This is a genomic window from Fructilactobacillus fructivorans, from assembly GCF_001434095.1.
Lineage (GTDB): Bacteria > Bacillota > Bacilli > Lactobacillales > Lactobacillaceae > Fructilactobacillus > Fructilactobacillus fructivorans.
In genome coordinates, this window is the sequence record NZ_AZDS01000005.1 from 108389 (window position 1) to 132898 (window position 24510).

Sequence of the window (24510 nt, forward strand, 5' to 3'; positions counted from 1 at the left end):
TCCACCATCCCTTATTACTTAATTTGTTACTTAATGAATCGATTATACAAAAAAAGAGTGGCAAATGGAAGCCACTCTAACTTAATCAACTAATTAATTATTAATTATGATCTTTTAAGAATTTATTCTTTAATTTTTCCCATGTGAAGAGTTAAAGCATTAACAGCAACAATAATCGTTGAAGCTGACATAATTAAGGCTCCAACCGCTGGGGAAAGGATAATACCCAATGGAGCAAGAATCCCAGCAGCTAGCGGCATCGCAATAATGTTGTATCCAGCCCCCCACCAGAGGTTCTCCACCATTTTACGGTTAGTTGCTCTAGCTAGATCCAAGAAATCAATGATATCTTCCGGATCACTTCTGACTAGAACAACGTCAGCAGATTCAATTGCAACGTCGGTTCCAGCACCGATGGCAACTCCAATGTTAGCTCGAGACAAACTTGGTGCATCGTTGATACCATCTCCAACCATCATGACATCGTTACCCTTACTCTGATACTCCTTAATGATTTCTTCCTTGTTCTGTGGAAGTAGTTCAGCACGATAATCAATGTCACCTAACTGATGTGCGACTCGTTTAGCAGCTAAATCATTATCACCAGTGAGCATGACTGGAGTGATATTCATTCTTCTTAAAGCTTTGATAAGGTCAATTGACTTAGGACGAAGGACATCCCCTTGGGCAATCACCCCCAGAACCTTGTCATTACTTACAAGGTAACTGATTGAATTTCCTTGACTTGCTAAATCATCAAATTGCTTTTGGCTATAGTCCAAATGATTGTCTGATAAATATTTAGCAGTAACAATCTTGTATTCTTGACCATCAATCTGACCGGTCAACCCAACTCCCTGAATTGCTTGAACATTTTTAGCAGGAGTCACATTGATCCCTTCCTTTTTAGCCTTAGCTAAAATTCCAGTTGCAAGGGGATGACTTGAATTAGCTTCAAGATCAGCGAACTTTGTAAGTAATTCATTGTCGCTCATATCTGAATCAGATGTGACGTCATTAACCTGGAAGACCCCTTCGGTTAAAGTTCCAGTCTTATCCATAAAGACGTAGTCGAGGCGCTTAACTTCTTCAATTGCCTGACGGTGGCGAATTAAAAGACCATTTTGAGCTCCAATTGAGGTGCTTCGAGCAACAACCAAGGGAATTGCGAGTCCTAAAGCATGAGGACATGCAATTACTAAGACGGTAATCATTCTTTGTAGTCCATAACTCAGTCCACTAAGAATGGTCCAAATAATTAATGCCAGAATTCCAATTATCAAGGCACCATAGAACAACCAACGTGAAACCTTGTCAGCCATCGTTTGAGCCTTTGATTTTTCCTTCTGGGAGGCCTGAACCATCTTGATAACTTGAGCCAGGTAACCATCTTTGGCAGTCGCGGTAACTTTTACCTTAATGCTACCGTCACCGTTAACAGATCCACCAATAACTTTACTACCAGGCTTCTTGGCAACAGCTCTTGATTCACCCGTTACTAAAGACTCGTTTACGGCACTCGTGCCAGAATCAACAACACCATCGGATGGGACTTTTTCACCTGGTTGAACCAGAACCACGTTGCCAACTTGCAACTGATCCAGATTAACATCCTTAGTCTTGCCATTTGGTTCAACTAAATGAGCGGTATTAGGAAGCAATGCCGCCATTTTCTTCAGAGCATCTCCAGCGTTCATGACCGCATCCATTTCAATCCAGTGACCTAGAAGCATGATGACAATCAACGTTGCTAGTTCCCAGAAGAAATTCATCACGTGACCGCTTGGATTAACAAAGGTGTTCATGATAAATGCATATAAACTGTAGAAATAAGAGGCACCAATTCCAAGCGTGATCAACGTCATCATGGCAGGAGCACGATTCTCTAATTCACCTTTAGCTCCCTTAAAGAATGGTTCTCCACCGTAGAAGAATAAAATCGTTGAGAGGATCATGACAACCCAGTCTGATCCAGAAAAAGTAATCTGAAATGGTAGTTTCATTCCCATGAATGGAGAAAGTAATAGGATGGGGATCGTAAGGATCAATGAAATCCAAAAGCGACGCTTAAAGTTTCCCATGTTCATCATGTGGCCGCCACCCATGTCCATTGAGCCACCGCTCATATTCATGTTCATGGATCCATGTTTCATCTTAATCGAACCATGATCCATCTTCATTTTATGATTACTACCCATGTTCATTTGTGACTTATTATTTTGGGAATTCATATTTTTCATTTTGTGGTCGTCATGATTCATGTTCATATTATTCATTGAATCATGCTTCCCGTTGTTCATGTCTTTCATTAAAAAGCTCCTCTCTACTGACAATCCATATTCATATTGCCCGGCAAGCAGTTACAGTCAACTTTATCAGGCGCCGTTTTTAATTTTTGGTTTAACATTTTTACCAACTGATTAATATCGCCCTTACTAATCTTACTTTGACTAACTAAATCCATAATCGTTTGCCCTTTTCGCATATCACACATCTGTTTAAAAAGTTCCTCAGCGCTCAGATTCATCGCATTTTGTTCACTAACTGTTGATGAATAAACAAAGTGCTGACCCTGTTTTACTCTTGTCAGCAGTCCCTTTTTAACCAAGCGACCAAGTAGGGTTTTGATAGTTGATTCCTTCCAGTCCCGTTTACTGGCGACAGCATCAATAATGCTTCGTGATGAACTAGCACCCATGGTCCAAATTAGCCGCACAATTTGCCATTCAGCATGTGTGATTTCATCAATTTTTTTAACTTCATTCAACTCTATCATCCCTCAAACATTTAATTTACATCTGTAAACTCAGCTTTAAATATAATCTACAATTGTAAACTTTGCAAGGATTTTAAATCTCTTACATAAAGAAAAGAGTGGTTAGTTACTGTCATAGCAGTAATTAATCACTCTTTTTTAGTATTTTCTAAGGTAAACTTTATCCACGATATGACCTTTACCCTTATGAATAATAAGGTTAGCCCGTTCTCGGGTTGGCAATATATACTCGTTTAAATTTGGTAAATTAACGGTATTCCAAACATTCTCAGCCATTTCAATCGCTTTTTGGGGTTCCTCTTTCGCATATTTGTAATAATAATTGGTCGGATCTTTAAACGCGGTCTTCATTAACTTTTTGAAACGGTTGAGATACCACGTTTCAATTAATTTCGGATCAGCATCAATGTAAATTGAAAAATCAGTAAAATCACCAATGTAAAGCTTCTGATGATCCGGGATTTGGAGGGTATTGATCCCTTCAATAATTAAGATATCAGGATTCTTAATGACATCGTATCGGTTGGGAACAATGTCATAAGTCTGATGAGAATAAACGGGAGCTTTCACTTCTTTTACCCCGGCTTTAATCTTAACCAAAAATTGAATTAAAGACTCCATGTCATAGCTTTCAGGAAAACCCTTACGATCAAGGATTCCCTTCTCCTTTAAGATCTTTGTTGGATACAAAAAGCCGTCCGTGGTAATCAATTGGGTCTTCATGTCCGGTAATAAATCGGTAAAAAGGTATCGCAATAAGCGTGCCGCCGTGGATTTTCCAACTGCTACACTTCCTGAAATTCCAATAATAAACGGAATTTTGGGAGTCAAACGTTTTAGAAAGTGACTCTCGGTATCTTCCCAATTCTGATAATGTTTCGAAGCCAATTCCAACAAATGAACCAATGGCATGTAGATGTTAGACACATCATCCAATGAAATTTGGTCATTAAAGGCTTTTAACCGCTCCAAATTAGCCTGAGTAATCGGCGCTGATTCGTTCGGATAAAACTCTTTCCATTCATTTTTACTGAATTCATAAAAATCTTTCATCGCCAATCACCTACTTGGTTACCAACTGATATTCATCCTTTGGAACATCATTAAACAGTGGTGATAATTCACCAATTGAAATCACATCTAAACGATGCATGGCACGACTACAAATCGTATAAACTAACTGATCGTCACGTTCTGTTGGATATTCTTGTTTAGAACCATTCCACATCACAACGGCATCAAACTCAAGTCCTTTGGCTAGATAAGCTGGGACCACAATGACACCCTTAACTAACCGCTGATTTTCGGTCTGAATCAAAGTGGATTTAATCCCCTTCTGCTCGAGCTTTTCGTGCACTCGTTTACATTCATCCAATGATTTCGCAATTATGGCCGTGGTGTCGTTGGCTTGATCATTGTTCTGAATCGTCTCTTTTAAAGCGTTAATGCCACTATCAACATCACCTACCACGTTAATCTTAGGAAGTTCTCCCGTTCTCGCAAAGGATTGAATCTTACTTCCATCCGGAATCAAATGCTTCGTAAAATCAGTGATTTGTTCGGTTGACCGGTACGATTTATTAAGCTCGATGACCCGAGTTTTCTCTGGATCAAACATCGTTTCCATTTCTTTTAACAAACTTTGGCTACTTTCATGGGTGAAAATGGCCTGATTAAGATCTCCCAGTAAAGTAAACTTAGCACGGGGAAAATTAAACTTCAGATAAGCCAACTGAAATGGAGTATAGTCCTGAACTTCATCAACAAACAGATAACGCATATGAACATCAGGCCGTTTCCCGGAGATCAAGTCGTATAAATAGAGATAAATGGAGATGTCAGCATCACTGATTTTCCCATTCTTTAAACGATCAATCGATTTTTCCACTCCATCGTTCCATTCCTGTTCACTAATTCCATACTTACTTAGGTCCGCGATTCGAGGAACATTTCTTAGTAAGTTAACGAATTGACGGTTGATACTGACAAAACGACCTCGGGTAATGGCCTTTTTGACGTTTCGAAAGGCATTTTGGACAATCTTTTTAGCAAGGAAATTGTATTCCTTGTCTGGGTTATCCATACTCTCACCAAACTTGGCGTAAATGGCTTGCAGTTGTTGTTGATCAAGACCTTCAATGGTCTCTTCCACCCACTTCTTACGCATTTCACTTCCAATGTGGCGATTCAAAATCTTACTTAGTTCTTCCTTAGTAGCTTCCAATCGATTTCGCAAGTTATAGTTCTGGTTAAAACGATAGTAAATCTCACTAATCTCTTCTTTAGAGATAAAGACATTCTGTTCAAACTTAATATCCTTAAATTGGAAATTTTCCTTATTTAAATGATGAGCATACTTCCCCACCAACTTAAAGAAGTCCAGACTGTTCTTAAAGTCGACCACTTTCTGCTGGTGCTTTTCGTGGGTCTCAGTAAAACGCTCACCAACCGTCTCCACACTTAGGTGCGGAACGCGCCGATTAGTGTACTGATAATACGTCATCTGAACCATGTTTTGTTCCCCTAGTTCAGGTAAAACTTCATTAATATAATCATTAAATAATTGGTTAGGTGAAAACAAGATGACTTGACCAGAGTTCAAATTCCCCCGGTAACGGTAAAGGAGGTACGCAATTCGTTGTAAAACTGCAGCCGTTTTTCCTGATCCAGCCGCTCCTTGAACGAAAAGAAGGTCAGAATCAGTGTCCCGAATGATTTGATTTTGTTCCTTCTGAATCGTGGTTACGATGCTCTTCATCTTCGTATCGGACTGGTGACTCAGATTTTCTAGTAATAAATTATCGCCTAACGCCTCATCCGTATCAAAGATGGTCTCAATCTTACCGTCTTTAATCTCAATTTGTCGCTTTAATTTGACATCCACTTTCTGTGGTCCAGCTGGTGAATCATAGGTCATCTGACCGATTCCACTATCATAGTAAATACTGGAAATGGGAGCTCGCCAATCATAAACCAAGTAGTCATCTGGATTATCGGTGAATGAAGCTAGTCCAATATAGATCGTCTCGGTGTGCTTTTCACCCTCTTCGTGAAAATCAATGCGTGCGAAATAAGGGTTTTGATCCAGCCGTTTTAACGTACCTAAGTCTCTAGCGGCATTCTTCCATCTGTTTTCCCGTTCTGACAACAGTTGTTGTTGCTGTCTGACCGAGACTCCGGTTTCCATCTGACCACTATATGTACTGGTCTTCAGACGAACATCATTAAAAAAGTTTTTTTGGATTTCCGATTGGTCACCCTTCGCTTTTTTAATTTTTTTAGCAGCGTCGACTTCTGCCATTTCAATTTTGCTTTCCACAAAATCAAGGTGCTTCTGTTCTGATTTCTTAATTGAATTTTCCAACGGACAATCCCTCCTGCTTGCTAAACTTGACTAAATATTCTAACATATTACATCAGCTCGACAAAATATAAAAAACCAAGGTGATCGTAATATGGATTCAATTTCATTAGTAATTGTTCTACTGGCGGCCCTCATAACGCCATTAATCATGGCTAGATTCCACATTTCTATGCTACCAACGGCGGTCGTAGAAATCTTAGTTGGAATCATCTTAGGTCCCAGTCTATTTAACATTGTATCGGACTCAAATATCTTGTCCATTCTTTCAAAAATCGGTGTAATTGTCCTCCTGTTTTTGAGTGGAATGGAAATCGATTTTTCACTATTTAAGCCCAAAAGCAAGAACCCAAGTGAACTCGAAAAGAAGTCAAACAAGAACGCTCCTCGTTTTTCCTCGGTCCAACTAGCCTTCATGGGTTACGCAACCGTTATTATCCTATCATTAATTCTAGGATACTTCTGTAAATTAAGCGGCCTTTTCAGTGATTTTTGGTTAGCTTCCATTTTATTTGCTACCATTTCACTGGGAGTCGTAATTGCTGCCCTAAAAGAAAAGGACGTGACCGGTAGTGCCTTTGGGCAAACCATTCTATTAATTGCGGCTTTAGGTGAAGTCTTACCAATCTTCGCCCTTACGATCTATGCATCCGTCTTCGGTAAAGACAGTAAATCATTATGGTTAATTTTGATTCTCTTTGTGGTAGCGGGCTTTCTACTCTGGTGGTTCAAACGCTTCTTTAAATTCTCAGACCAAATCAACAAATCAACCACTCAGATTGACATTCGACTTGCGTTCTTTATCATTGTGCTCTTATCAACCATTGCGGTTTTCGTGGGCTCAGAAGATATCTTAGGAGCTTTCATCGGTGGAATGGTATACAAACTCTTGCAACCATCTGAAACTACTAAAGATCGGCTGGATTCAATTGGATACGGTCTGTTTATCCCCGTCTTCTTCATCATGAGTGGTGTCGGTTTGAATGTCAAAGAGTTATTGTCTAATCCAGCTACACTGATACTCATCCCAGTCTTCTTTGCGAGTTACATTATCTCCAAATTAGGACTCTACCCCATCTTTAGACTCCGCTTCAATAAGCGAAACTCACTAGCGGGGATGGCGCTTCCAAGTGCTACTATCACAATGGTGTTAGCCATTCTCCAGGTTGCCAAGGGTATGAAGGTTATTACCTCACAACAATCTGGGGCATTCTTACTGGCTGCCATTATTACTTGTATCCTTGGACCACTGGTCTTTAACAAGGCCTTTAAGGTTGAACCAGAAACCTATCCTAAGATTAAAGTAAACTTTTTCGGGGTCAACCTAACAACCATTCCGGTTGCCCAACAACTGTCAACTGGATGGTATGACGTTAACGTCTATACTGATAACGAGGAACACTATCGTTCCTATAACAGTCAGGCTAACGTTCATCTGGTCGACAAATTAGATCCACAATTCCTGATTAAGAACGGATACTTTGACTGTGACATCACCGTTATGGCCTACTTTGACTCAGAAACGAGTTATGAGTTAGCTAAGGCAGCTAAGAAGTACGGGGTACGTCGTGTCATTGCCCGTTTTGAAAATCGGGACGTCCTTGATCAACACAAGAAAGAACTTCTTGATCTCGGTGTTGAAATTTACAATAATCTGTCCGTTAACATCGCCATGCTCAGAGAATTGATCGAAGTACCATCTACCTTTAAGATGATTGAATCCAACGAATCGGTCCTCCATGAGGTTAAGTTGACCAACCCTAGTCTTGCCAATACGACAATCAAGAGTCTTCCGTTCAGTAATGACATTACCATTAATGAAATTTTCAGAGACCATCAACCACTTCATCCAACTGGAAACACTACTTTAATGTTGGGTGATCAAATTATCTTCTCGGCTAAAAAGGGAACTGGCATTCAAATCAGAAATGAATTTAATCCTGATGAATAAATAAACTTCTAATAAACTCTCCTAACTCACCAAGTTAGTGGGGTTTATTTTTTATGCCATCATTTTATCTCAATTAAGAAACTAATTACTTCAAATAATTATTAAATTATACCAATTCCACTCCGCCCACGTTTATATTAAGAGCCAAAATATGCTAAAATTAGGCAACTAGTCAATCAGGAGGAAAATAAAATGACTTCACTTAATTTATATTTTGTAAGACACGGTCAAACTTATCTAAACCGTTATCACCGTCTACAGGGTTGGGCAGATTCTGCATTGACCGATAAGGGAATTACAGATGCAATTGATGCCGGTAAACACCTTAGCAAAATTAACTTTGACAAAGCATACAGTAGTGACACCAAAAGAGCGCGTGACACGGCTGAATTAATTTTAAAAGAAAACCCATCAGGGTTAATTGAACCCATTGAGATGGAAAATCTCAGAGAAGAAAACTTTGGCTATTTTGAGGGAAACGACATGGGTCAAGTTTGGCACATCATCGGTGGACCTTCTGGGGCTGATTCTTATAGTCAGATGATCGAAACCTACACGATGGAGAAAACTCGTGACATGATTGCGGATGCTGACCCTTACGGCGACGCCGAAAATGATTCTCAGTTTTGGCAACGAGTTCAAACTGGACTGGACGAAATCGTTAACAATGCTGAAGACGGTGATGATATCTTAATCACCGCTCATGGAACCTTTATTCGAAGCATCGTCAGTCGGTTTAGTGACATTGACATTAGTGACCCAATTCATAACGGAAGTGTTACTAAAATCGAATACAAAGACGGTGACTACGTCGTAAAGTACTATAACAATATTTCTGATCCAGTCTAAAGGAGCTTTAATGAACGATAATCTTACTGATGTAATTACAATTGGTTTAGATTTAAATGATGCCAATTTTCAGTACTCAATGGAAGAACTCAATAATCTCGTCACGGCTAATAACATGCAAAGTGTTGAAACCGTTACACAAAAATTAGATCATCCTGATCCAGCCACTTACTTTGGTAAGGGCAAAGTGGAATTTCTTGAGCAACTCGTTAAGACCACGGAAACGGACGTGATCGTCGCCAATGATGAACTGAGTCCCAGTCAGATTCGGAATCTGGAAAAACTGACCAATGCCAAAATCATTGACCGAACGGGACTCATCTTAGAAATCTTCGCTAACCGGGCACGCTCACGTGAGGCCAAATTGCAGGTTCAACTTGCTAAACTTAACTATCAACTTCCCAGACTCCGAACCAGTGCAAGTCAACGCCTGGATCAGCAGTCAGCTGGAGGTGGTCTTGCTAACCGTGGTGCTGGTGAAACCCAAATTGAGTTAAATCGGCGAACCATCCAACACCAAATTAATCATGTTCGTCACGAACTAAAAGAAATTGACAAATCATACGACACGCAGAGTAAAAAGCGCAAACAAAATGACCTTAAAACCATTGCACTGGTTGGATATACGAACGCTGGAAAATCCACCATTATGAACCAACTGGTTAAACGCTTTGGGGAGAATGAAGATAAAGAAGTTACGGTTAAAAACATGCTGTTTGCTACCCTAGACACCAGCGTTAGAAAGATTGAATTACCAAACCACAAACGATTTCTGGCAACCGATACGGTTGGTTTTGTAAGTCAACTTCCCCACCAACTCATTCAAGCCTTCAAATCAACTCTGGCTGAAGCAGCTAATGCGGATCTATTGATTCAAGTTGTTGATTATTCTGATCCTAATCAGGAATTAATGATGCAGACCACCGAAGCAACCCTAAAAGAAATTGGGGTTCCAGATATCCCAATGATTAAGGTCTTCAACAAGGCTGACAAAAGTGGCGAGAACTACCCTGTTCGTGAGGGCAACAATATCATCATTTCCGCTCTAGACCCTAGTTCCATTAACCGCTTGGTTGACATTATCTCCGAAAACTTATTTAAGGATTACATCAAAAAAACTTACCTAGTTCCGTTTAGTAATGGTCAGGTCGTCTCCGATTTAAACGAAAACGAGACAGTTTATCAGACTGACTATACTGATCAAGGAACCGTTTTACGGGTCGAACTTCCGGAAACATCCGCGGGAAAATATAAAAAATATGAAGTTAATGAATAAAATTTTAGTTGACATTTAGGATAGATCGCGGTTAAATAGTCCTATAATTAATTTAAGAGAACAATATTTAAAGAAATTGCCTAAGAGAGGCTGACGTTATTCTGGAAGTTGGCTGACTACTCTTTATTTCACCACCTCTTAAAAATAGATTAATAACCAACAGAAGGTGCTCTGGTTTATTCAGAGAATTTTGGGTGGAACCGCGTAAACTTGCGTCCCTGACATTTATTTGTCGGGGACTTTTTTTATTCTCAAAAAGGGGGAATTTATTATGAAAAAAAAGGAAGCAGATTCAAACGTTAAACTTAATCGTTCGCTTGGACTTTGGTCCGCACTCTCGCTTGTAGTTGGAACCATCATCGGGGTTGGAATTTTTGTTAGACAAGCAGCCGTCTTAAATGACGCTGGATCAGCAACGGGTGCCATGCTAGCTTGGCTAGCTGGTGGCCTATTAACCTTAGCTGCTGGCCTCTCAATTGCCGAAATTGCTTCACAAATTCCCGCCACGGGTGGCTTATACGCCTATATGGAAGTGATTTACAACAAGTTCTGGGGCTTTCTCTCAGGATGGATGCAAATTATCGTATATGGACCTGCCATGATCGCCTCATTAGGTGCCTACCTAGCAATTCTTTTAGGGGACTTCTTCCATATCCAACCCCAGTGGAACATCCCAATTGCGATTGTGGCCGTGGTTGCTGTTGGGTTACTTAACACCTTCCCCAACCGGTTCGGAGCTGCCTTCTCAATCGTTACTACTATTTGTAAATTAGTTCCCGTAGCTGCTTTGATTATTTTTGGTCTTTTCTTTGGCCACGCGGACGCTTTCACACAAAGTGTCAGTGACGTCCATTCCACAGTTGGTGGCTTTGGAGTTGCCATGTTAGCCACTCTTTTTGCTTTCGACGGTTGGATTTTAGTTGCTAACCTGGGTGGAGAAATTAAAAATCCGAAGAAAATGTTGCCACGTGCTATTACCTTTGGAATCCTAGCCGTCATCGCAATTTACATGTTAGTTTCCTACGGGGTTCTTAAAAGTATTGGCCCTCAGAAAATTCATGAGCTTGGGACTAACGCAATCCCGTACATGGCCAACAAGGATTTTGGTGTCATCGGTGGAAAGATCCTGAGTATCGGGATTATCATTTCGATCATTGGTTGTATGAACGGAAAAATCATGACTTTCCCTCGTATCATGTATGCTATGGCAAAGGAAAATCAGCTTCCTTTTTCAAAACAGTTAGCTTACTTAAACCCGAAGACTAGAACTCCGATCGTTTCCATTGCTGCGGTATTAGCCATCGTAATTATCATGATTTGTTTCTTTGATGCCGATCGCCTTTCCGAACTATGCATCTTCACGGTTTACTGTTTCTACGTCATGGCGTTTTTCGGGGTCTTCATTTTAAGAAAACGTCATCCAGATCGAAAACGAGTCTTCTCGGTTCCCCTCTATCCATTTACGCCAATTATCGCAATTTTAGCTTCCCTTTTCGTAATTTGTTCCGAAATTGGTTCCGACTTTATTGGGGTAGTTTGTTCCCTTGGAATTGTGGCCCTTGGAATTCCAGTTTATTATTTCGAAGTAACCAGTAAGAAAAATAAAACTCCAAAATAAATAAAAAAGAGATCTCGTTTGAGATCTCTTTTTTACTTTTTCCGGTATGCAATTTTAATTTGAACCGCGTAATCATCGGCACCATCAATTAATCCAGCCCGACCAGCCGTTTCGTACTTTCCACCTACTAAAAAGGCCTCGGCTAAGTATAGCTTAACCTTATTCTTATCGAGGTTTTGAATATCTTCAAAACCCGCTTGGACAATGTGACCAACCGGTTCACAGTTAACCTGATTCATCCCTGCGTATACCTCATATTTTCCATTCTCTTCTCTTAAATCAAAGTACGGAATTAAGGCACCATCTCCCATCGCATAAACACGATGCTTGGGACTGGTCTTTATTTCAGAAAGAAGCGCTCGCTCACCCAAACCATTGTAGTCATAGTTGGCTACTTTCTTGTTAATCATGGTCTCGGCTAGTTCATGAATGTTATGCCGTTCACTCAGAGTGGATTCCAACTTAGCTGGCATCGTCTTTCGCTCATCGAACAATCCATTAGCTGGAATATTACGATAACGACGCTGTTCACCACTTATTGGCTTTTCTTCACTCTTGGGTTGAATGTGTAATACTTTATTGATTACTGGTGTTACGTCAAACTTGGCTTTCTTCTTGGTAAAATAATACATGATGTTCAAATACAAGAAGTACGCCAGGATCAACACTACTAAGAAGACCAAAATCCCCCTAATGATGAATCCGTTGGCAGCAAAACGGTAGGCAACGTAAAGGAGATATAAATCCCCTAACACACCTAAAATCACGTAAATTCGACTTTTAGTGTTCGTTTCGATCGTAACGTAACCCAGGTAGTGATTAATAATATCTAGAAAACTAAACATTAACGATCACCTCCCGTAGTGGTGGCCTTTTCTTGTGTATTATTTTGGGTGTTATTGGAATCATTTCCAGTATTGTTATTAGTATTGCCGCCATTATTTTCATTTTGACTCGATTTTTCGGTATTTCCATTGTTATTGTTACTAGTAGTCGTCTTCTGGGCATTACTACCATTGTCGGTATTGGAATCATTCCCATCCGAATTAGTCGAATTATTCTGATCCTGTTTACCCGAAGTGGTCTTATTTTGATCATCGTTTTGTGACTTATTGGTGTTATCCGTATTGTTCTGACTATTCCCAGAATTACTAGATTCATTTTTACCGCTATCGTCACTAGAATCTGAGCTCTGGTTCTTAGAATCTTTACTATTATCATTGTTTCCCTTCAACTTAAAACCAAAGATGGACTTCTTTTGATTAGTTGGATGGGATGTCACTTTGGCACCTTCATGGGTATTGGTGGCTTTATTGACCACCACGTTGGTAGCTCCAAGGGCCAAACAAATTGAAATAATGGCAAACGGAGTAAGAAACGGTGGCACTCGATTTGGCATTTAATCATCCTCTCAACATATATTCTCTTTTTGAATCTTTAATTATTACGCATAAAAGTAAAGAAATCATTCCGATCCAGAAAAGATTTTTTAAAGTTGCTTTCTTAAGTTTAAAACAATTTGGTCAATCCGTTCTCGGGTTTGACTCCACTCCTCATTATCAATCACAATGGATCGACCTTTTAATGCACTAGGGAGGGTTAGATCTCGTTCATCTTCCTTACTCTCCATTCGAACTTGGATCTGGGCCATGGTGTCCCCACGGTCAATCATGCGCTGTTTCAGTTCAGCTGGATTTTTGACCCTTAAAAAGATGACCACTGCTTCAGATCCCAGCTTATCTTTGTACGTAATCGCTCCCTTGGTATCTAACACGATCGAAACAATTGGTGACTTGGCAAAAGCCCGTTCTAACCCCTCATATGACGATCCATAGTAATTACCGGAGTACTTCACGGATTCCAAAAGATGGAGTTGTTTAAAACTCTGTTGGGTTTCAAAATAGTAATCCACTCCATTTTGCTCGTGATCCCGTGGAGGTCTCGTTGTGTGAGTGATAACTTTGGGAATGTCATACTTTTTCATTAAATAATCTGAGATAGTGGTCTTCCCAGTGCCAGCTGCTCCAGTAATCACAATTACAAATCGTTTATTTGACATAATGCTCCTCAATGTACTTATTCGCTTTTTTAAGTGGAGGAAGTAAATTGTCATAGGTTACTAATTTAAGCGCTTCATCATAAGTGCACCAACGATATTCACTAATTTCTTCATCCTGTTTAGTAACTGGTGTTCCAACGGGAACTTCGGTCACAAAGAAGGTGACCTCTTTGTGGTGACCATTCTTCATGTCGTATTCCACCTTGAAGTGAAACCCATCGTCAATGTCGGCACGAATCCCAGTTTCTTCCCTTAATTCTCGCTGAGCTGCTTGTTGCAACGTTTCGTTTCCTTCTACGTGTCCCTTAGGATAGCCCCAAAAATTACTAGTTGCACTTTTTAAAAGTAGATAAAGTGGTTGGTTGTCTTTAAGTTGGAAGGCAATCGTTCCACCGTCAATTTCATTAATCATAAAATGCCCCATTTATTTGTTTCTTTCATTGTACCAAAAAATCAAAAACTACACTGATTTAATACTAAACTTCAGCATGATTGGCGACAAAATGGTAGAAAGAACAATCACCATAATAATCTCAGAATATAATTCTGGAGCAAGCAAGTGGCTAGCCAGTCCAATTTGAGCCACAATCAGTGCCATTTCACCTCTAGAAACCATTCCTGACCCGACTACGTTGGCTTCATTCCAAGTCAGTCCAGTTAATTTAGCACCGATTCCACAACCAATCCACTTGGTAAGGAGTGCCAAAACGGTCATCACAATTACAATTATCCACGTACTAGAAAGCCCTTTAAAACTCATTTCCATCCCAATGGCGGCGAAGAAAATGGGAATGAAGAAAGAATAACCAACTTGATTAGCACTCTTTATCACCTGATCCCGAAGTGGGGTTCTGGCGATGGCAATTCCAGCAAAGAAGGCCCCTAAAACCGTACTTAAATTGGCTGCTTCCGCCAAATAAGCCATCAGCAAGCAAATACTAATTCCTACCACCGAAACAGCTGAATTAGCCGGCAGCATGTCGGCTAGGCGCATTAACCAGGGTGCAATCCACTTGATGACCAGTATAATCAACACAAAGAATAGGATTTGCCATGTAAATAACACCAGTAAATTTTTCGAACCAGATCCCGTGCCAAAAACACTTGAAAAAATACTTAACAGAACAATGGAAATTACATCGTCAACCACGGCCGCTCCTAAGATGGTGGCTCCAGCAACCGATTTTAATTTACCAAATTCCTGTAAAACTTCCACACTAATGGAAACTGAGGTAGCTGAAAAAATCACACCCCAAAACAGGGCTTTCTCAATGCCCTGTCCTAAGATTTGTCCATAAAGGGTAAATGCTAAAACTGGTAGAATGACCCCACAAATTGCCACACTAAACGCTGGTTTCAAGTACTTTTTAACCAGATCAAAATCACATTCCAACCCGGCAATAAACATTAAAAAAATCACCCCAATTTCAGAACCAACTGAAACCATATGATTTAAGTTAACTAGGTGTAAAACCGCTGGTCCCAGCAGTAGTCCTGCTAGGATTTCACCAACAACGGCCGGCATTCCAATTCTTTGGCTCAGCACCCCTAAGATCAACGTGGAAATTAAAATTAAACCAATCGACGCTAAATACTCCATCTTATTAACCTCCCATTATTCCTCAAAAAAAGCGGAGTTCGCCAATTTGACAAACTCCACTAATTTAATAAAACTTATGTTCTTTTATCATTTTCTTGGCCTTGGGGTTGGACTTAGTTCTTGCTTCAAACAAGTAGTAAGTAGCCCGCCGTGCCTCAAACATTTGCGCATGACTGCTACGCAATCTGTAATTTTTAATTAGAGCATCTCGTCCACCTTTTCTGGAACCACTGCTCATATAACTATATAATTTATCGTTATTCTTACCACTCGTATTATCAACTCGGATTACTAACCACTGAACCTGTTTCTTCTGCACAACCTTGTTGGCCGATCTCATCATTCTTGGATAAGCCCGACTAGGAATGTTGTTTCGCTCAAAGAAATAGTGCGTTGGGTAGGCACCAGAACTCGTATAAAATCCATTTTCCAAACGACTATAGGTCAAAAGGGTTGGGGTTCCTTTACTTTCATCTCTGATAATCTTTCCAAATGACACTTGAGCAGGTTGTTGATACTGCCCCTTCTTAGGATTAAGGGTAACGTATAAATTCTGTGGATGTAATTTTGAATAAATAAAGTTATTGTTTGATCCAAGAACAAACGTTAGTGCCATGCATAGCGCCACGGCAACAAACGTCCATGGCAGCGCAAGTTTCCTATTAGATTCAAAATGTCTAATAAAGAAGACCAATAAGAAGATGGTCGTTACCATGATAAATGGGAAATACGCTAATTGATAGTACTGATAGATCTTCCCAAAGGTATGACCATAAACGGAGGCAATGGCATTGACAATCATCATGAATAAGAAGAGGGACTTCGAAATCCCATTCTTAAAGATTTCATGATCAAACAAAACATAGATGAGTCCTAATAATCCAAAGACCACGGTAATTGGATACTGAGTCAAAAACTTCATGAAGAAACCAGTGGCCATCAAAATCTTAGTGGGAACAATTCCAGAAGATCCATAAACGGTCATGTTGATCGTAAAGTAAACGTGGATAAACGCTTTTAGACTACCGGTCACCGCAAAGTAAATTAACCAAGGGACAAGGGCAATCAAGAAACTTAATCCACTGAATAAAATCAACCGCCACATCTCTTTAAAGCGACGATGATAAACGTAGAAAATAAACATAAATACATAAAATCCGACCCACGGGCCTAGTAAGGTGTACTTCGAAAAGAACACAACTCCTACCATGAATCCCTGAATCATCCATTCCCACCATTTAATATCAAAATGGTTTTGACTGGCTTTCAAAGCCACGTAAATCAAATATAAAACAGCTGGAAAAACAAAGAATTCGACTGATCCGCCATAGTCATAGAATGGCTGAAGCACGGCAAAGACCGGCATAAACAGTGAAATTACAAATGACCAATTCTGTGACAAATACAACCGAGCAATCTTGTATGCCATGGTCATGATAATAATCATGGCAATGATTTCAAACGGCATCATTCCCACCAAAGAACGCTTGGTAAGTAATGATGATAGTCCATAGATCAGATAAACAAAGGGTCCCTTTTGTTCAAAAACATCTTTATAAGGAATAATCCCATGAAACATAGCTTTACCAACAGTAAAGAAGTTATTACTATCAGGCGATGTATCAAAATAATAAAACGGTGAAGCAAACGATAAAAGCAATATTATGATGATACTCATTACCACAAAAGTTAAACCAAATAGATATGGTTTAGTTTTTAGTTTCTTTAGCATAAGATGTTCTTCCAATCATTCAGAAATTTATATTGTACTCAATAATAGTGGCAATTATACCACACTGTCCCACTGAAGAACGGCACTTCAACATTTTATAAAGTTATCTTAAGATTGTTAACGCCGTTTAAGTAACCAATAAGTCGATTTGCGATTATTCGGGGCTTTTTGTTCATGAGTCGACACAACCCGATAATTTTCTAACAGTGTCTTAGAGGCTGGTCGGGTCGAACCATGCTTGCCAAAATACGTTTTGATTGAGTCTGCCTGATTGGTTTTTACTACAATCCACTGAACCGCTTTATCTTGAACCGCTTTATTCTGGGACCTCACTATCTTAGGGTTCTTATCATACGGAATATTATTGATTTGAAAATAATACTGAGTGGGCAGTGCCCCAGAAACCGTGTACATCCCCAAATCAAGATAGCCATAGTTTAGTAGCGTTGGAGTCCCCTTACTCTCCTCACGCATGATCTTACCAAACTTTTGTTGTGCGGTCTGCTTGTCATTCATATCCAAGGTCTCTTCATTGTTATCAGGAAACAACTTTGATTTTTGAAAATTATCATTAACTCCCATGGTAAAAAATAGCATTAAAAGAGCCATTCCAATAAACATTGGAACTAATCGTTCCCTTGGCAACTTAAAATGTTGATGACGCAAAAGTTTGGCAACTAAAATCACCAATGTAATTACCACATAAGGCATAAAAGCTAACTGATAGTAAACATAAAGCGTATCAGGAGTATAACTATAAACAGCAAAAAAGGCACTCACAAACATCATACACAAAAAAAGGACTTTCGAAATCCCTTTATTAAATACGACAAAAAGAGCAAGTGGAATGGAACCCAGCACAAAAAGTTGTGGTTTATCGATCAAAAACTCACTGAAGATCGCAAATGGTCCAGCAATTTTAGTAAGAATTCCACCACCAACTGAAGTGTTATAAACCGTCATATTGGAAACAAAATAGACATCATAAAACGCCTTGAAGGAATTGGTGACGAGAAAATAAATTCCCCATGGTACTACCGAAAGTAGAAAACCAATTCCACTCGCGATCGCCATCTTGAAGAGACTATTAAATTGGCGGTGATACAAGTAGACCACCGCAAAGATAATGTAAAACGCAATCCAGGTTCCAAGTAAAGTATATTTAGAGAGGAAAACCACTCCTACTAGGAATCCCTGAATAAGCCAGTTCCCCTTACTAATCATAAAATGATCGTTGCAAGCTTTAAACGTTAAATAGACAGCCGATAAAATCATTGGAAACACGAATTCCTCGACTAAGCCACCATACGTAAAATATTCCTGAAACATCAAAAAGAACGGTGTTATTAAGGCCAGGATTGCGGCGGTCGGTTTATTAATATAGAGGTGAGCTGCTTTAAAAACCAAAAACATGGACGTAGCCAGCGAAATTATTTCCACTATTGTAATACCAATAATTGAATAGTGGCTGATCAGATAAGCTAATCCATATAAAAGATAGACGTATGGTCCCTTCTGCTCAAAAACATCTTTATAAGGAACTAGTCCATGCATCATTCCTTTACCAACCGTAAAAAAACAGTTGATATCGGGTGAATAGTCAAAATAATAAAGTGGGGATGCGTAACTAAACATCCCAATAAAAACAAGTGCTACTAGTACGAAAGCTAAAAAATAACGAACGTTAACATTTTTAATAAAACGTTCTAAACGGAACCTCATTACCGATCCTACTCCTTTTTAAACTCTTCTTATTATATCCTAGAATAATTGTCCTGTACACGTTGACCACATTCCTCAATTACGTCCCCCCCACTTTTTTTACCGTTTCAAAGTGGTATCATAATAACTAAATCAAATAGGTAGGTGAATGTTATGAAACAAGGAACCAAAATCATTACATTAGATAATGGTTACCACCTATGGACTAACACTCAAGGAACCGGAGATATTCATCTTCTGGCTCTTCATGGGGGTCCTGGTGGAACACACGAATATTGGGAAAACACCGCTGATGAACTCAAAAAACAAGGATTGAACGTCCAGGTTCATATGTACGATCAGTTAGGATCATGGTATTCAGATACCCCTGATTTTGACGATCCCAAGGTAGCAAATAAAGTTTTGACTTACGATTACTTCCTCGATGAAGTTGAAGAAGTTCGTCAAAAACTAGGAATCGACAAGTTTTACCTCATCGGTCAATCCTGGGGTGGTGCTTTAGTTCAGATGTACGCTGCTAAATATGGCGATCACCTGAAGGGAGCTATCATTTCATCAATGGTTGATCGTATTGGCGACTATACTAAGCACTTGGCCCAAATCAGAGAAACAGCTTTAACCCCCGACCAGTTAGCATACATGAAAAAATGTGAAGCCAACAACGACTACGATAACGATAAGTACCAGGAACTCGTTGAACTACTTAATCGTGAATACGTTGACAGAAAACAGCCGCTAGCAATCGCTCACTTAGTGGATACCATGAGCAAACCAATCTACAATGCCTTTCAGGGTGACAACGAATTTGTTATTACTGGAAAGTTAAAGGACTGGAACTTTACTGATCATCTAAAGGACATTAAGGTTCCAACCCTTGTGACCTTTGGTGATCATGAAACCATGCCAATGGAAACCGGAAAACGGATGGCCAAAATGATTCCAAACGCCAAGTTTGTTTCAACTCCAAATGGTGGTCATCATCACATGATTGATAATGCTCCCGTTTACTATGACCATTTGGCAAACTTTATTAAACAAGTTGAAAATGGTACATTTAATCAAAATTAGACCAATAAAAAGACACTTCATTTTTGAAGTGTCTTTTTTGTTATTATTTCTTCGTTAAACTTAACTTTTCCACATCAATGGTTTTATCAACCAGTCCATCGTAGAAACTCGCTTCATGACTAACGATGATGGCATTTCCTGGAAACTTGATAATGGCCTGTTTTAAAGCATTCTTGGTTTCATCATCCAAATGATTCGTAGGTTCATCCATGATTAAGAAGTTGCTTGGAACAAATTCCATCAGAGCCAACTTCACTTTCGTTTGTTCCCCGCCAGAAAGCTCACCAATCGGCTTCATGGCATTAGCGGCATCAAGTCCACAACGTCCTAATTGAGATCGAATCTCCTTCTGGGTTAACTTAGGATACTTGTCCTGAATAATCTGAAGTGGCGTCATCTTGCGGTTAGGCCAAACCAGATCCTGACTAAAGTAATTAACCTTAGCGGATGGCGAAAAGTCAGCCTCACCACCCTTTGCCGGAATCTGACCCAGAATGGACTTAATCAAAGTTGATTTTCCAACTCCGTTAAATCCTTGTAGTCCCACTTTTTGGTCAGTATTAACCGAGAAAGTAACGGGCCGAAGCAATGGACGATCGTATCCAACTGAAAGTTGATCTACTACCAAAGCATTCTGTGAACCAGTGTCAGCATAAGGGAATTTAAACGAAGCTTGAATGTTACTTGAAGGTGGCTCAATGACATTCATGCGCTTCAACATTTTTTCTCTTGACTTCGCCATATTAGAATGACTGCCGGCCTTGTTCTTCTGAATGAAGGTCTTGGCCTTTGAGATTTCCTCTTGTTGCTTTTCATATTCCCGTTGCTGGGTCATTTCTTTTTCGTCTTTTTGTCGCATTGCTGACTTAAAGTCACCACGATACTTAGTAACTTTTCCAAACGCAACGTTGACAATGCAGTTGGTGACTTTTTCCAAGAAATCGTAATCATGGGAAATAATCATTGCTGCCCCGTCAAAACTATTTAAATAATCTTCCAGCCAATTAATGTGAGCAGTATCCAAGTAATTCGTCGGTTCATCAAGCAAAATTACATCTGGATGTTCCAGAATTAATTTAGCTAAAATAATCTTCGAACGTTGCCCACCACTCATTTCTGAAATGGTCTGATCTCTACCGATATCGTCAAGACCTAAGCCATTAATTACTTGCTCAACTTCCGTATCAATATCATAAAAGTTCCGCGATTCAAGCTGCTCTTGGATTCGACCAGCCTGTTCAAGTAATTTTTCATCCATATTGTCGGCATATTTCATGTATAAATCACTCATATGCTGATTCATATTATAGAGGTCAGAAAAGGCGGTGTGTAAGAAATCAATTAACGTCATTCCCTTCGGAATATTAACGTATTGATCCAGGTAACCAACTTTGGTTCCCTTTTGCCATTTGATGTCACCAGTTAGTGGAAGTTGCTTATTGGTCAAAATTTTAATCAAAGTTGATTTTCCAACTCCGTTTTGGCCCACAATTCCCATGTGCTCACCTTTATTTAGCTGAAATGTAGCATCTGAGTAGAGGTCTTTATCCGCAAAACTCATGCTCAGATTCGATACACTTAATAACGCCATTATATATTTCCCTCCATTATTTCATAACTAATACCGTAACACCGAACCGTAATCAACGTCAATTATGTCAATTTGAGTGGTATAATTATAGGTACATTTTTATGAAAGAAGAGTGCCTATGAAAATCAAAGATATTGATCACATCACTTTATCAGTAAATGACATCGAAAAATCGATGCGCTTTTATCACGAAGTTCTAGATTTACCCGTTGTGGTCGAAACTGAATCTCGAATTGAATTTCAGCTTGGTCACCAACGACTCGTTTGTGTCACCGCTAATGATGACAACGTCAAACCAGCCCACCCTACTCCTGGTTCTACCAGTTTTAGTGTGGTTGTGAGGGATCCGCTTGCCTCCATTCAATCTCATCTTGCTAATTATTTTGTTCCCATCATAGCGGGTCCACTTGAAAGTCAGGGACACAACGGCAAAATGAATTCCCTTTTCATTAATGATCCTGATAAAAATTTGATTGAGATTAGAGAGTACCAACGATAGGAATGAAAGGGAATACAACATCATTAAAACCCCCGTGAGTTAGTCTTTTTTAATTTTACAACCATAATCATTTTTGTTATATTCGTCGAATATGCAAAAAGAAAGGATATTTATGAAAACAAAAAATTCAGAAAACAATTCACAGCAAAAAGTTGCAAAACCGAAGATGAGTCTTTTTAGTGTCATTATGTTGGCACTTAGTTCCATCATTGGATCAGGTTGGCTATTTGGATCTTGGGGAGGTGCCAAAACCGCAGGACCAGCTGCCATTATTTCATGGGTGATTGGTGCGGTTGTAATTGGAGCGATCGCGTTTAATTACATAGAGTTAGGCACGATGTTCCCAGAAAGTGGAGGAATGAGTAAATATGCTCAATATACTCACGGACCTCTTTTAGGATTCATCGCATCATGGTCAAACTGGGTTTCGCTGGTAACCTTACTGCCAATCGAAGCAGTGGCTGCCGTTCAATACATGAGCTCATGGCCATGGAAATGGGCAAGTTGGTCTCATGGATTCTACGCAAATGGAACCGTGACTACCGAAGGATTATTCGTCGTATTTCTATTTATTCTAGTGTTCACACTGTTGAACTATTGGTCAGTTAATTTACTAACGCGCTTTACTACGCTAACTTCCATTTTCAAAATTGTAGTTCCAGTTCTTACTATTATTATGTTACTTGCTTCAGGTTTCCATTCACAAAACTTTCATAATGTAGCCACTGGTGGATTCTTCCCGTATGGTACTGCTCCAATCTTCACGGCTACTACCGTATCCGGAATTATTTTTTCATATAACGCCTTTCAAACAGTTATTAACGTTGGAGACGAAATCGAAAATCCGAAGAAGAACATTTGGCGTGGAATCGTCATTTCTCTTCTAATCAGTATTGTAATTTACGTTATGCTTCAATTTACCTTTATCGGTGTAATTGATCCTGGTACTTTAGCCAAACATGGATGGAATGGTATTAACTTTAGTTCACCATTTGCTGACCTTGCCATTATGCTGAACTTAAACTGGTTGGTTATCCTACTATATATCGATGCTTTCGTTTCACCATTTGGAACCGGGGTTTCATTTGTTGCCTCAACTAGTCGGACTTTGGCCGCAATGACTGAAAATGGTCATATGCCTAAGTTCTTAGGGAAAATTAACAAAAAATGGGGAACTCCAAGAATTGCTATGATTGTTAACTGGGTTGTCAGTTGTATCTTGGTCTCGGTCTTCAGAAACTGGGCTGTTTTAGCTAGTGTCATTGCTACTTCAACGATGATCGCCTATCTGACCGGTCCTGTTACATTGGGATCATTACGACTTCACGCACCCCATTTCAAACGTCCAGTTAAAATTAGTTTTGCTGGAATCATGGCACCATTAGCCTTCGTTCTTGCTAGTCTAGCAATCTACTGGGCAATGTGGCCAACTACCGTTGAGGTTATCCTTGTTATTATGCTTGGCTTACCATTCTATTTCTTCTATGAAAATAAGAATGGTTGGAAAGATACTCTTACTAAATTCCGTGGTGGAGCATGGATGGTAGTATACTTAATCTTTATGGCAGCATTCTCATACATTGGATCAACACCGTTTGGTGGTCAAAACTGGATTCATTACCCATATGATTTCATTGTGATTATTGTGGTTTCCTTGGTATTCTTCTACTGGGGTGTCTTCAGTTATCAACGTACTGGCAACATGCTTAACGCCAAAAACGTTAACGAACAAGTCGAAGACGATCAGGTTGACGATTAGTTAATCTACTGCAAAAGCATAAGAATTTTGTTATAATACGTAATGCATCTTGTTTTTCTTGAAATGGATGGAGGGATTCTTATGAATAATCAAGATCCAGATTCGAGATATGAACGTTATGACTTTAATGCCACTAATGACCAAAGACACCAAAAGAAAACTTTTAAGGCGTGGCCGTGGGTACTAGGTTTAGTAGTAATCGTTATTCTACTAGTCTTTGGAATTCACCTTCTGACGAGTGGCAATGGATTGAAACAACTCAGCGTTCCTTCCACAAGTCAACAGAGTAGCAAAGCTATTCGATCAGAGAAAAAAGCAAAAAACTTTAATAAGGCAGAACAATCAACTAACCAAAGTGCATCTTCGGTAAGTCAAAATCAAGCATCCACTAGTCAAAATAGATCGCAAGCATCAAATGCGAATAATTCTAATGAAAACAATTCGGCAGATGATTCAAATTCAATGTTTGCGACCCCTAAAACATTTGATTCGGTGCAAGACGCTAAAAATTATGCACGTGCAACTCAAAAAAGTTGGTTAGCAGCTGGTTACTCTAACTTCACGATTGAGCGGAATGGTCAGGGATTCTATACCTTACAATTTGTCAGATAAGGAACTATTTATAGTTCCTTATTTTTTTATATTCTGA

20 protein-coding genes are annotated in these 24510 nt (G+C 39.4%); 8 read left to right on the forward strand and 12 right to left on the reverse strand.

Features of this window, described 5'->3' with window-relative positions; genetic code table 11:
- Nucleotides 1-122: 122 nt before the first annotated feature.
- From FC73_RS06045 to helD, 4 genes are all read right to left on the reverse strand, one after another.
- Nucleotides 123-2309 (reverse strand): heavy metal translocating P-type ATPase, encoded by a 2187-nt coding sequence (locus FC73_RS06045; protein WP_010022661.1) that lies wholly within the window; start codon nucleotides 2307-2309, stop codon nucleotides 123-125.
- 14 nt (nucleotides 2310-2323) lie between these two features.
- Complete coding sequence (locus FC73_RS06050) at nucleotides 2324-2767, reverse strand: CopY/TcrY family copper transport repressor (protein ID WP_010022660.1); 444 nt, start codon at nucleotides 2765-2767, stop codon at nucleotides 2324-2326.
- A gap of 147 nt (nucleotides 2768-2914) precedes the next feature.
- Nucleotides 2915-3829 (reverse strand): type I pantothenate kinase, encoded by a 915-nt coding sequence (gene coaA / locus FC73_RS06055; protein WP_010022658.1) that lies wholly within the window; start codon nucleotides 3827-3829, stop codon nucleotides 2915-2917.
- A 10-nt stretch (nucleotides 3830-3839) separates the two neighbouring features.
- Nucleotides 3840-6140, reverse strand: a complete 2301-nt coding sequence (gene helD, locus FC73_RS06060) for an RNA polymerase recycling motor HelD (protein ID WP_010022656.1) — start codon at nucleotides 6138-6140, stop codon at nucleotides 3840-3842.
- Nucleotides 6141-6231: 91 nt separating this feature from the next.
- Here helD and FC73_RS06065 point away from each other — a divergent pair, with 91 nt between their 5' ends.
- The 4 genes from FC73_RS06065 (at nucleotide 6232) to FC73_RS06080 (ending at nucleotide 11831) form a co-directional block, all read left to right on the forward strand.
- The gene (locus FC73_RS06065) at nucleotides 6232-8088 is read left to right on the forward strand and encodes a cation:proton antiporter domain-containing protein (protein WP_010022655.1); all 1857 of its coding nucleotides are present in this window, start codon (nucleotides 6232-6234) and stop codon (nucleotides 8086-8088) included.
- 192 nt (nucleotides 8089-8280) lie between these two features.
- Nucleotides 8281-8937, forward strand: a complete 657-nt coding sequence (locus tag FC73_RS06070; RefSeq protein ID WP_010022654.1) for a histidine phosphatase family protein — start codon at nucleotides 8281-8283, stop codon at nucleotides 8935-8937.
- A 10-nt stretch (nucleotides 8938-8947) separates the two neighbouring features.
- The gene (hflX, locus tag FC73_RS06075; RefSeq protein ID WP_010022653.1) at nucleotides 8948-10213 is read left to right on the forward strand and encodes a GTPase HflX; all 1266 of its coding nucleotides are present in this window, start codon (nucleotides 8948-8950) and stop codon (nucleotides 10211-10213) included.
- A 271-nt stretch (nucleotides 10214-10484) separates the two neighbouring features.
- Complete coding sequence (locus FC73_RS06080; RefSeq protein ID WP_010022652.1) at nucleotides 10485-11831, forward strand: APC family permease; 1347 nt, start codon at nucleotides 10485-10487, stop codon at nucleotides 11829-11831.
- Between the two features lie 32 nt (nucleotides 11832-11863).
- Here FC73_RS06080 and FC73_RS06085 read toward each other — a convergent pair whose 3' ends face one another.
- The 7 genes from FC73_RS06085 to FC73_RS06115 form a co-directional block, all read right to left on the reverse strand.
- Nucleotides 11864-12676 (reverse strand): DUF6681 family protein, encoded by an 813-nt coding sequence (locus tag FC73_RS06085; RefSeq protein WP_010022651.1) that lies wholly within the window; start codon nucleotides 12674-12676, stop codon nucleotides 11864-11866.
- Complete coding sequence (locus tag FC73_RS06090) at nucleotides 12676-13230, reverse strand: hypothetical protein (protein ID WP_010022650.1); 555 nt, start codon at nucleotides 13228-13230, stop codon at nucleotides 12676-12678. The genes FC73_RS06085 and FC73_RS06090 overlap by 1 nt, the downstream gene beginning before the upstream one ends.
- 90 nt (nucleotides 13231-13320) lie before the next feature.
- A complete protein-coding gene (locus FC73_RS06095; RefSeq protein ID WP_010022648.1) occupies nucleotides 13321-13890 on the reverse strand; it encodes a guanylate kinase in 570 nt (189 codons plus the stop codon).
- Entirely contained in the window at nucleotides 13880-14302 is a 423-nt protein-coding gene (locus FC73_RS06100) for a bis(5'-nucleosyl)-tetraphosphatase (protein WP_010022647.1), read from the reverse strand. The genes FC73_RS06095 and FC73_RS06100 overlap by 11 nt, the downstream gene beginning before the upstream one ends.
- A gap of 48 nt (nucleotides 14303-14350) precedes the next feature.
- Complete coding sequence (locus FC73_RS06105) at nucleotides 14351-15490, reverse strand: cation:proton antiporter (protein WP_010022646.1); 1140 nt, start codon at nucleotides 15488-15490, stop codon at nucleotides 14351-14353.
- A 64-nt stretch (nucleotides 15491-15554) separates the two neighbouring features.
- Entirely contained in the window at nucleotides 15555-17222 is a 1668-nt protein-coding gene (locus FC73_RS06110) for a glycosyltransferase family 39 protein (RefSeq protein ID WP_010022644.1), read from the reverse strand.
- Between the two features lie 117 nt (nucleotides 17223-17339).
- Nucleotides 17340-18944 carry an ArnT family glycosyltransferase gene (locus FC73_RS06115; RefSeq protein ID WP_010022643.1) on the reverse strand — a complete coding sequence of 535 codons (1605 nt, stop codon included), beginning with the start codon at nucleotides 18942-18944 and terminating at the stop codon, nucleotides 17340-17342.
- A gap of 153 nt (nucleotides 18945-19097) precedes the next feature.
- Between FC73_RS06115 and FC73_RS06120 the strand changes: the two genes are divergently transcribed.
- Nucleotides 19098-20012, forward strand: a complete 915-nt coding sequence (locus FC73_RS06120) for a proline-specific peptidase family protein (RefSeq protein WP_010022641.1) — start codon at nucleotides 19098-19100, stop codon at nucleotides 20010-20012.
- Nucleotides 20013-20055: 43 nt separating this feature from the next.
- Here the strand turns inward: FC73_RS06120 and FC73_RS06125 are convergent, their stop codons facing one another.
- The gene (locus FC73_RS06125) at nucleotides 20056-21603 is read right to left on the reverse strand and encodes an ABC-F family ATP-binding cassette domain-containing protein (RefSeq protein ID WP_010022640.1); all 1548 of its coding nucleotides are present in this window, start codon (nucleotides 21601-21603) and stop codon (nucleotides 20056-20058) included.
- A 118-nt stretch (nucleotides 21604-21721) separates the two neighbouring features.
- On the opposite strand from FC73_RS06125, the gene FC73_RS06130 reads away from it, so the two are divergent.
- The 3 genes from FC73_RS06130 (at nucleotide 21722) to FC73_RS06140 (ending at nucleotide 24473) form a co-directional block, all read left to right on the forward strand.
- Nucleotides 21722-22102: a VOC family protein gene (locus FC73_RS06130; RefSeq protein ID WP_010022639.1), complete on the forward strand. Its 381-nt coding sequence runs from the start codon at nucleotides 21722-21724 to the stop codon at nucleotides 22100-22102.
- A 112-nt stretch (nucleotides 22103-22214) separates the two neighbouring features.
- Nucleotides 22215-23861, forward strand: a complete 1647-nt coding sequence (locus FC73_RS06135; RefSeq protein WP_010022638.1) for an APC family permease — start codon at nucleotides 22215-22217, stop codon at nucleotides 23859-23861.
- Nucleotides 23862-23942: 81 nt separating this feature from the next.
- Entirely contained in the window at nucleotides 23943-24473 is a 531-nt protein-coding gene (locus FC73_RS06140) for a hypothetical protein (protein WP_056936304.1), read from the forward strand.
- The last annotated feature ends 37 nt before the right edge of the window (nucleotides 24474-24510 follow it).

What these genes read in the sequence shown, in the direction of transcription:
- FC73_RS06065 (WP_010022655.1), top strand. Translation starts at nt 6,232, where the DNA reads ATGGATTCAATTTCATTAGTAATTGTTCTACTGGCGGCCCTCATAACG.
- FC73_RS06135 (WP_010022638.1), top strand. Translation starts at nt 22,215, where the DNA reads ATGAAAACAAAAAATTCAGAAAACAATTCACAGCAAAAAGTTGCAAAA.
- FC73_RS06125 (WP_010022640.1), bottom strand. Translation starts at nt 21,603, where the DNA reads ATGGCGTTATTAAGTGTATCGAATCTGAGCATGAGTTTTGCGGATAAA.
- hflX (WP_010022653.1), top strand. Translation starts at nt 8,948, where the DNA reads ATGAACGATAATCTTACTGATGTAATTACAATTGGTTTAGATTTAAAT.
- FC73_RS06080 (WP_010022652.1), top strand. Translation starts at nt 10,485, where the DNA reads ATGAAAAAAAAGGAAGCAGATTCAAACGTTAAACTTAATCGTTCGCTT.
- FC73_RS06090 (WP_010022650.1), bottom strand. Translation starts at nt 13,230, where the DNA reads ATGCCAAATCGAGTGCCACCGTTTCTTACTCCGTTTGCCATTATTTCA.
- FC73_RS06140 (WP_056936304.1), top strand. Translation starts at nt 23,943, where the DNA reads ATGAATAATCAAGATCCAGATTCGAGATATGAACGTTATGACTTTAAT.
- FC73_RS06120 (WP_010022641.1), top strand. Translation starts at nt 19,098, where the DNA reads ATGAAACAAGGAACCAAAATCATTACATTAGATAATGGTTACCACCTA.
- FC73_RS06130 (WP_010022639.1), top strand. Translation starts at nt 21,722, where the DNA reads ATGAAAATCAAAGATATTGATCACATCACTTTATCAGTAAATGACATC.
- FC73_RS06045 (WP_010022661.1), bottom strand. Translation starts at nt 2,309, where the DNA reads ATGAAAGACATGAACAACGGGAAGCATGATTCAATGAATAATATGAAC.
- FC73_RS06110 (WP_010022644.1), bottom strand. Translation starts at nt 17,222, where the DNA reads ATGCTAAAGAAACTAAAAACTAAACCATATCTATTTGGTTTAACTTTT.
- FC73_RS06070 (WP_010022654.1), top strand. Translation starts at nt 8,281, where the DNA reads ATGACTTCACTTAATTTATATTTTGTAAGACACGGTCAAACTTATCTA.
- coaA (WP_010022658.1), bottom strand. Translation starts at nt 3,829, where the DNA reads ATGAAAGATTTTTATGAATTCAGTAAAAATGAATGGAAAGAGTTTTAT.
- FC73_RS06115 (WP_010022643.1), bottom strand. Translation starts at nt 18,944, where the DNA reads ATGAGGTTCCGTTTAGAACGTTTTATTAAAAATGTTAACGTTCGTTAT.
- FC73_RS06100 (WP_010022647.1), bottom strand. Translation starts at nt 14,302, where the DNA reads ATGATTAATGAAATTGACGGTGGAACGATTGCCTTCCAACTTAAAGAC.
- FC73_RS06105 (WP_010022646.1), bottom strand. Translation starts at nt 15,490, where the DNA reads ATGGAGTATTTAGCGTCGATTGGTTTAATTTTAATTTCCACGTTGATC.
- FC73_RS06095 (WP_010022648.1), bottom strand. Translation starts at nt 13,890, where the DNA reads ATGTCAAATAAACGATTTGTAATTGTGATTACTGGAGCAGCTGGCACT.
- FC73_RS06085 (WP_010022651.1), bottom strand. Translation starts at nt 12,676, where the DNA reads ATGTTTAGTTTTCTAGATATTATTAATCACTACCTGGGTTACGTTACG.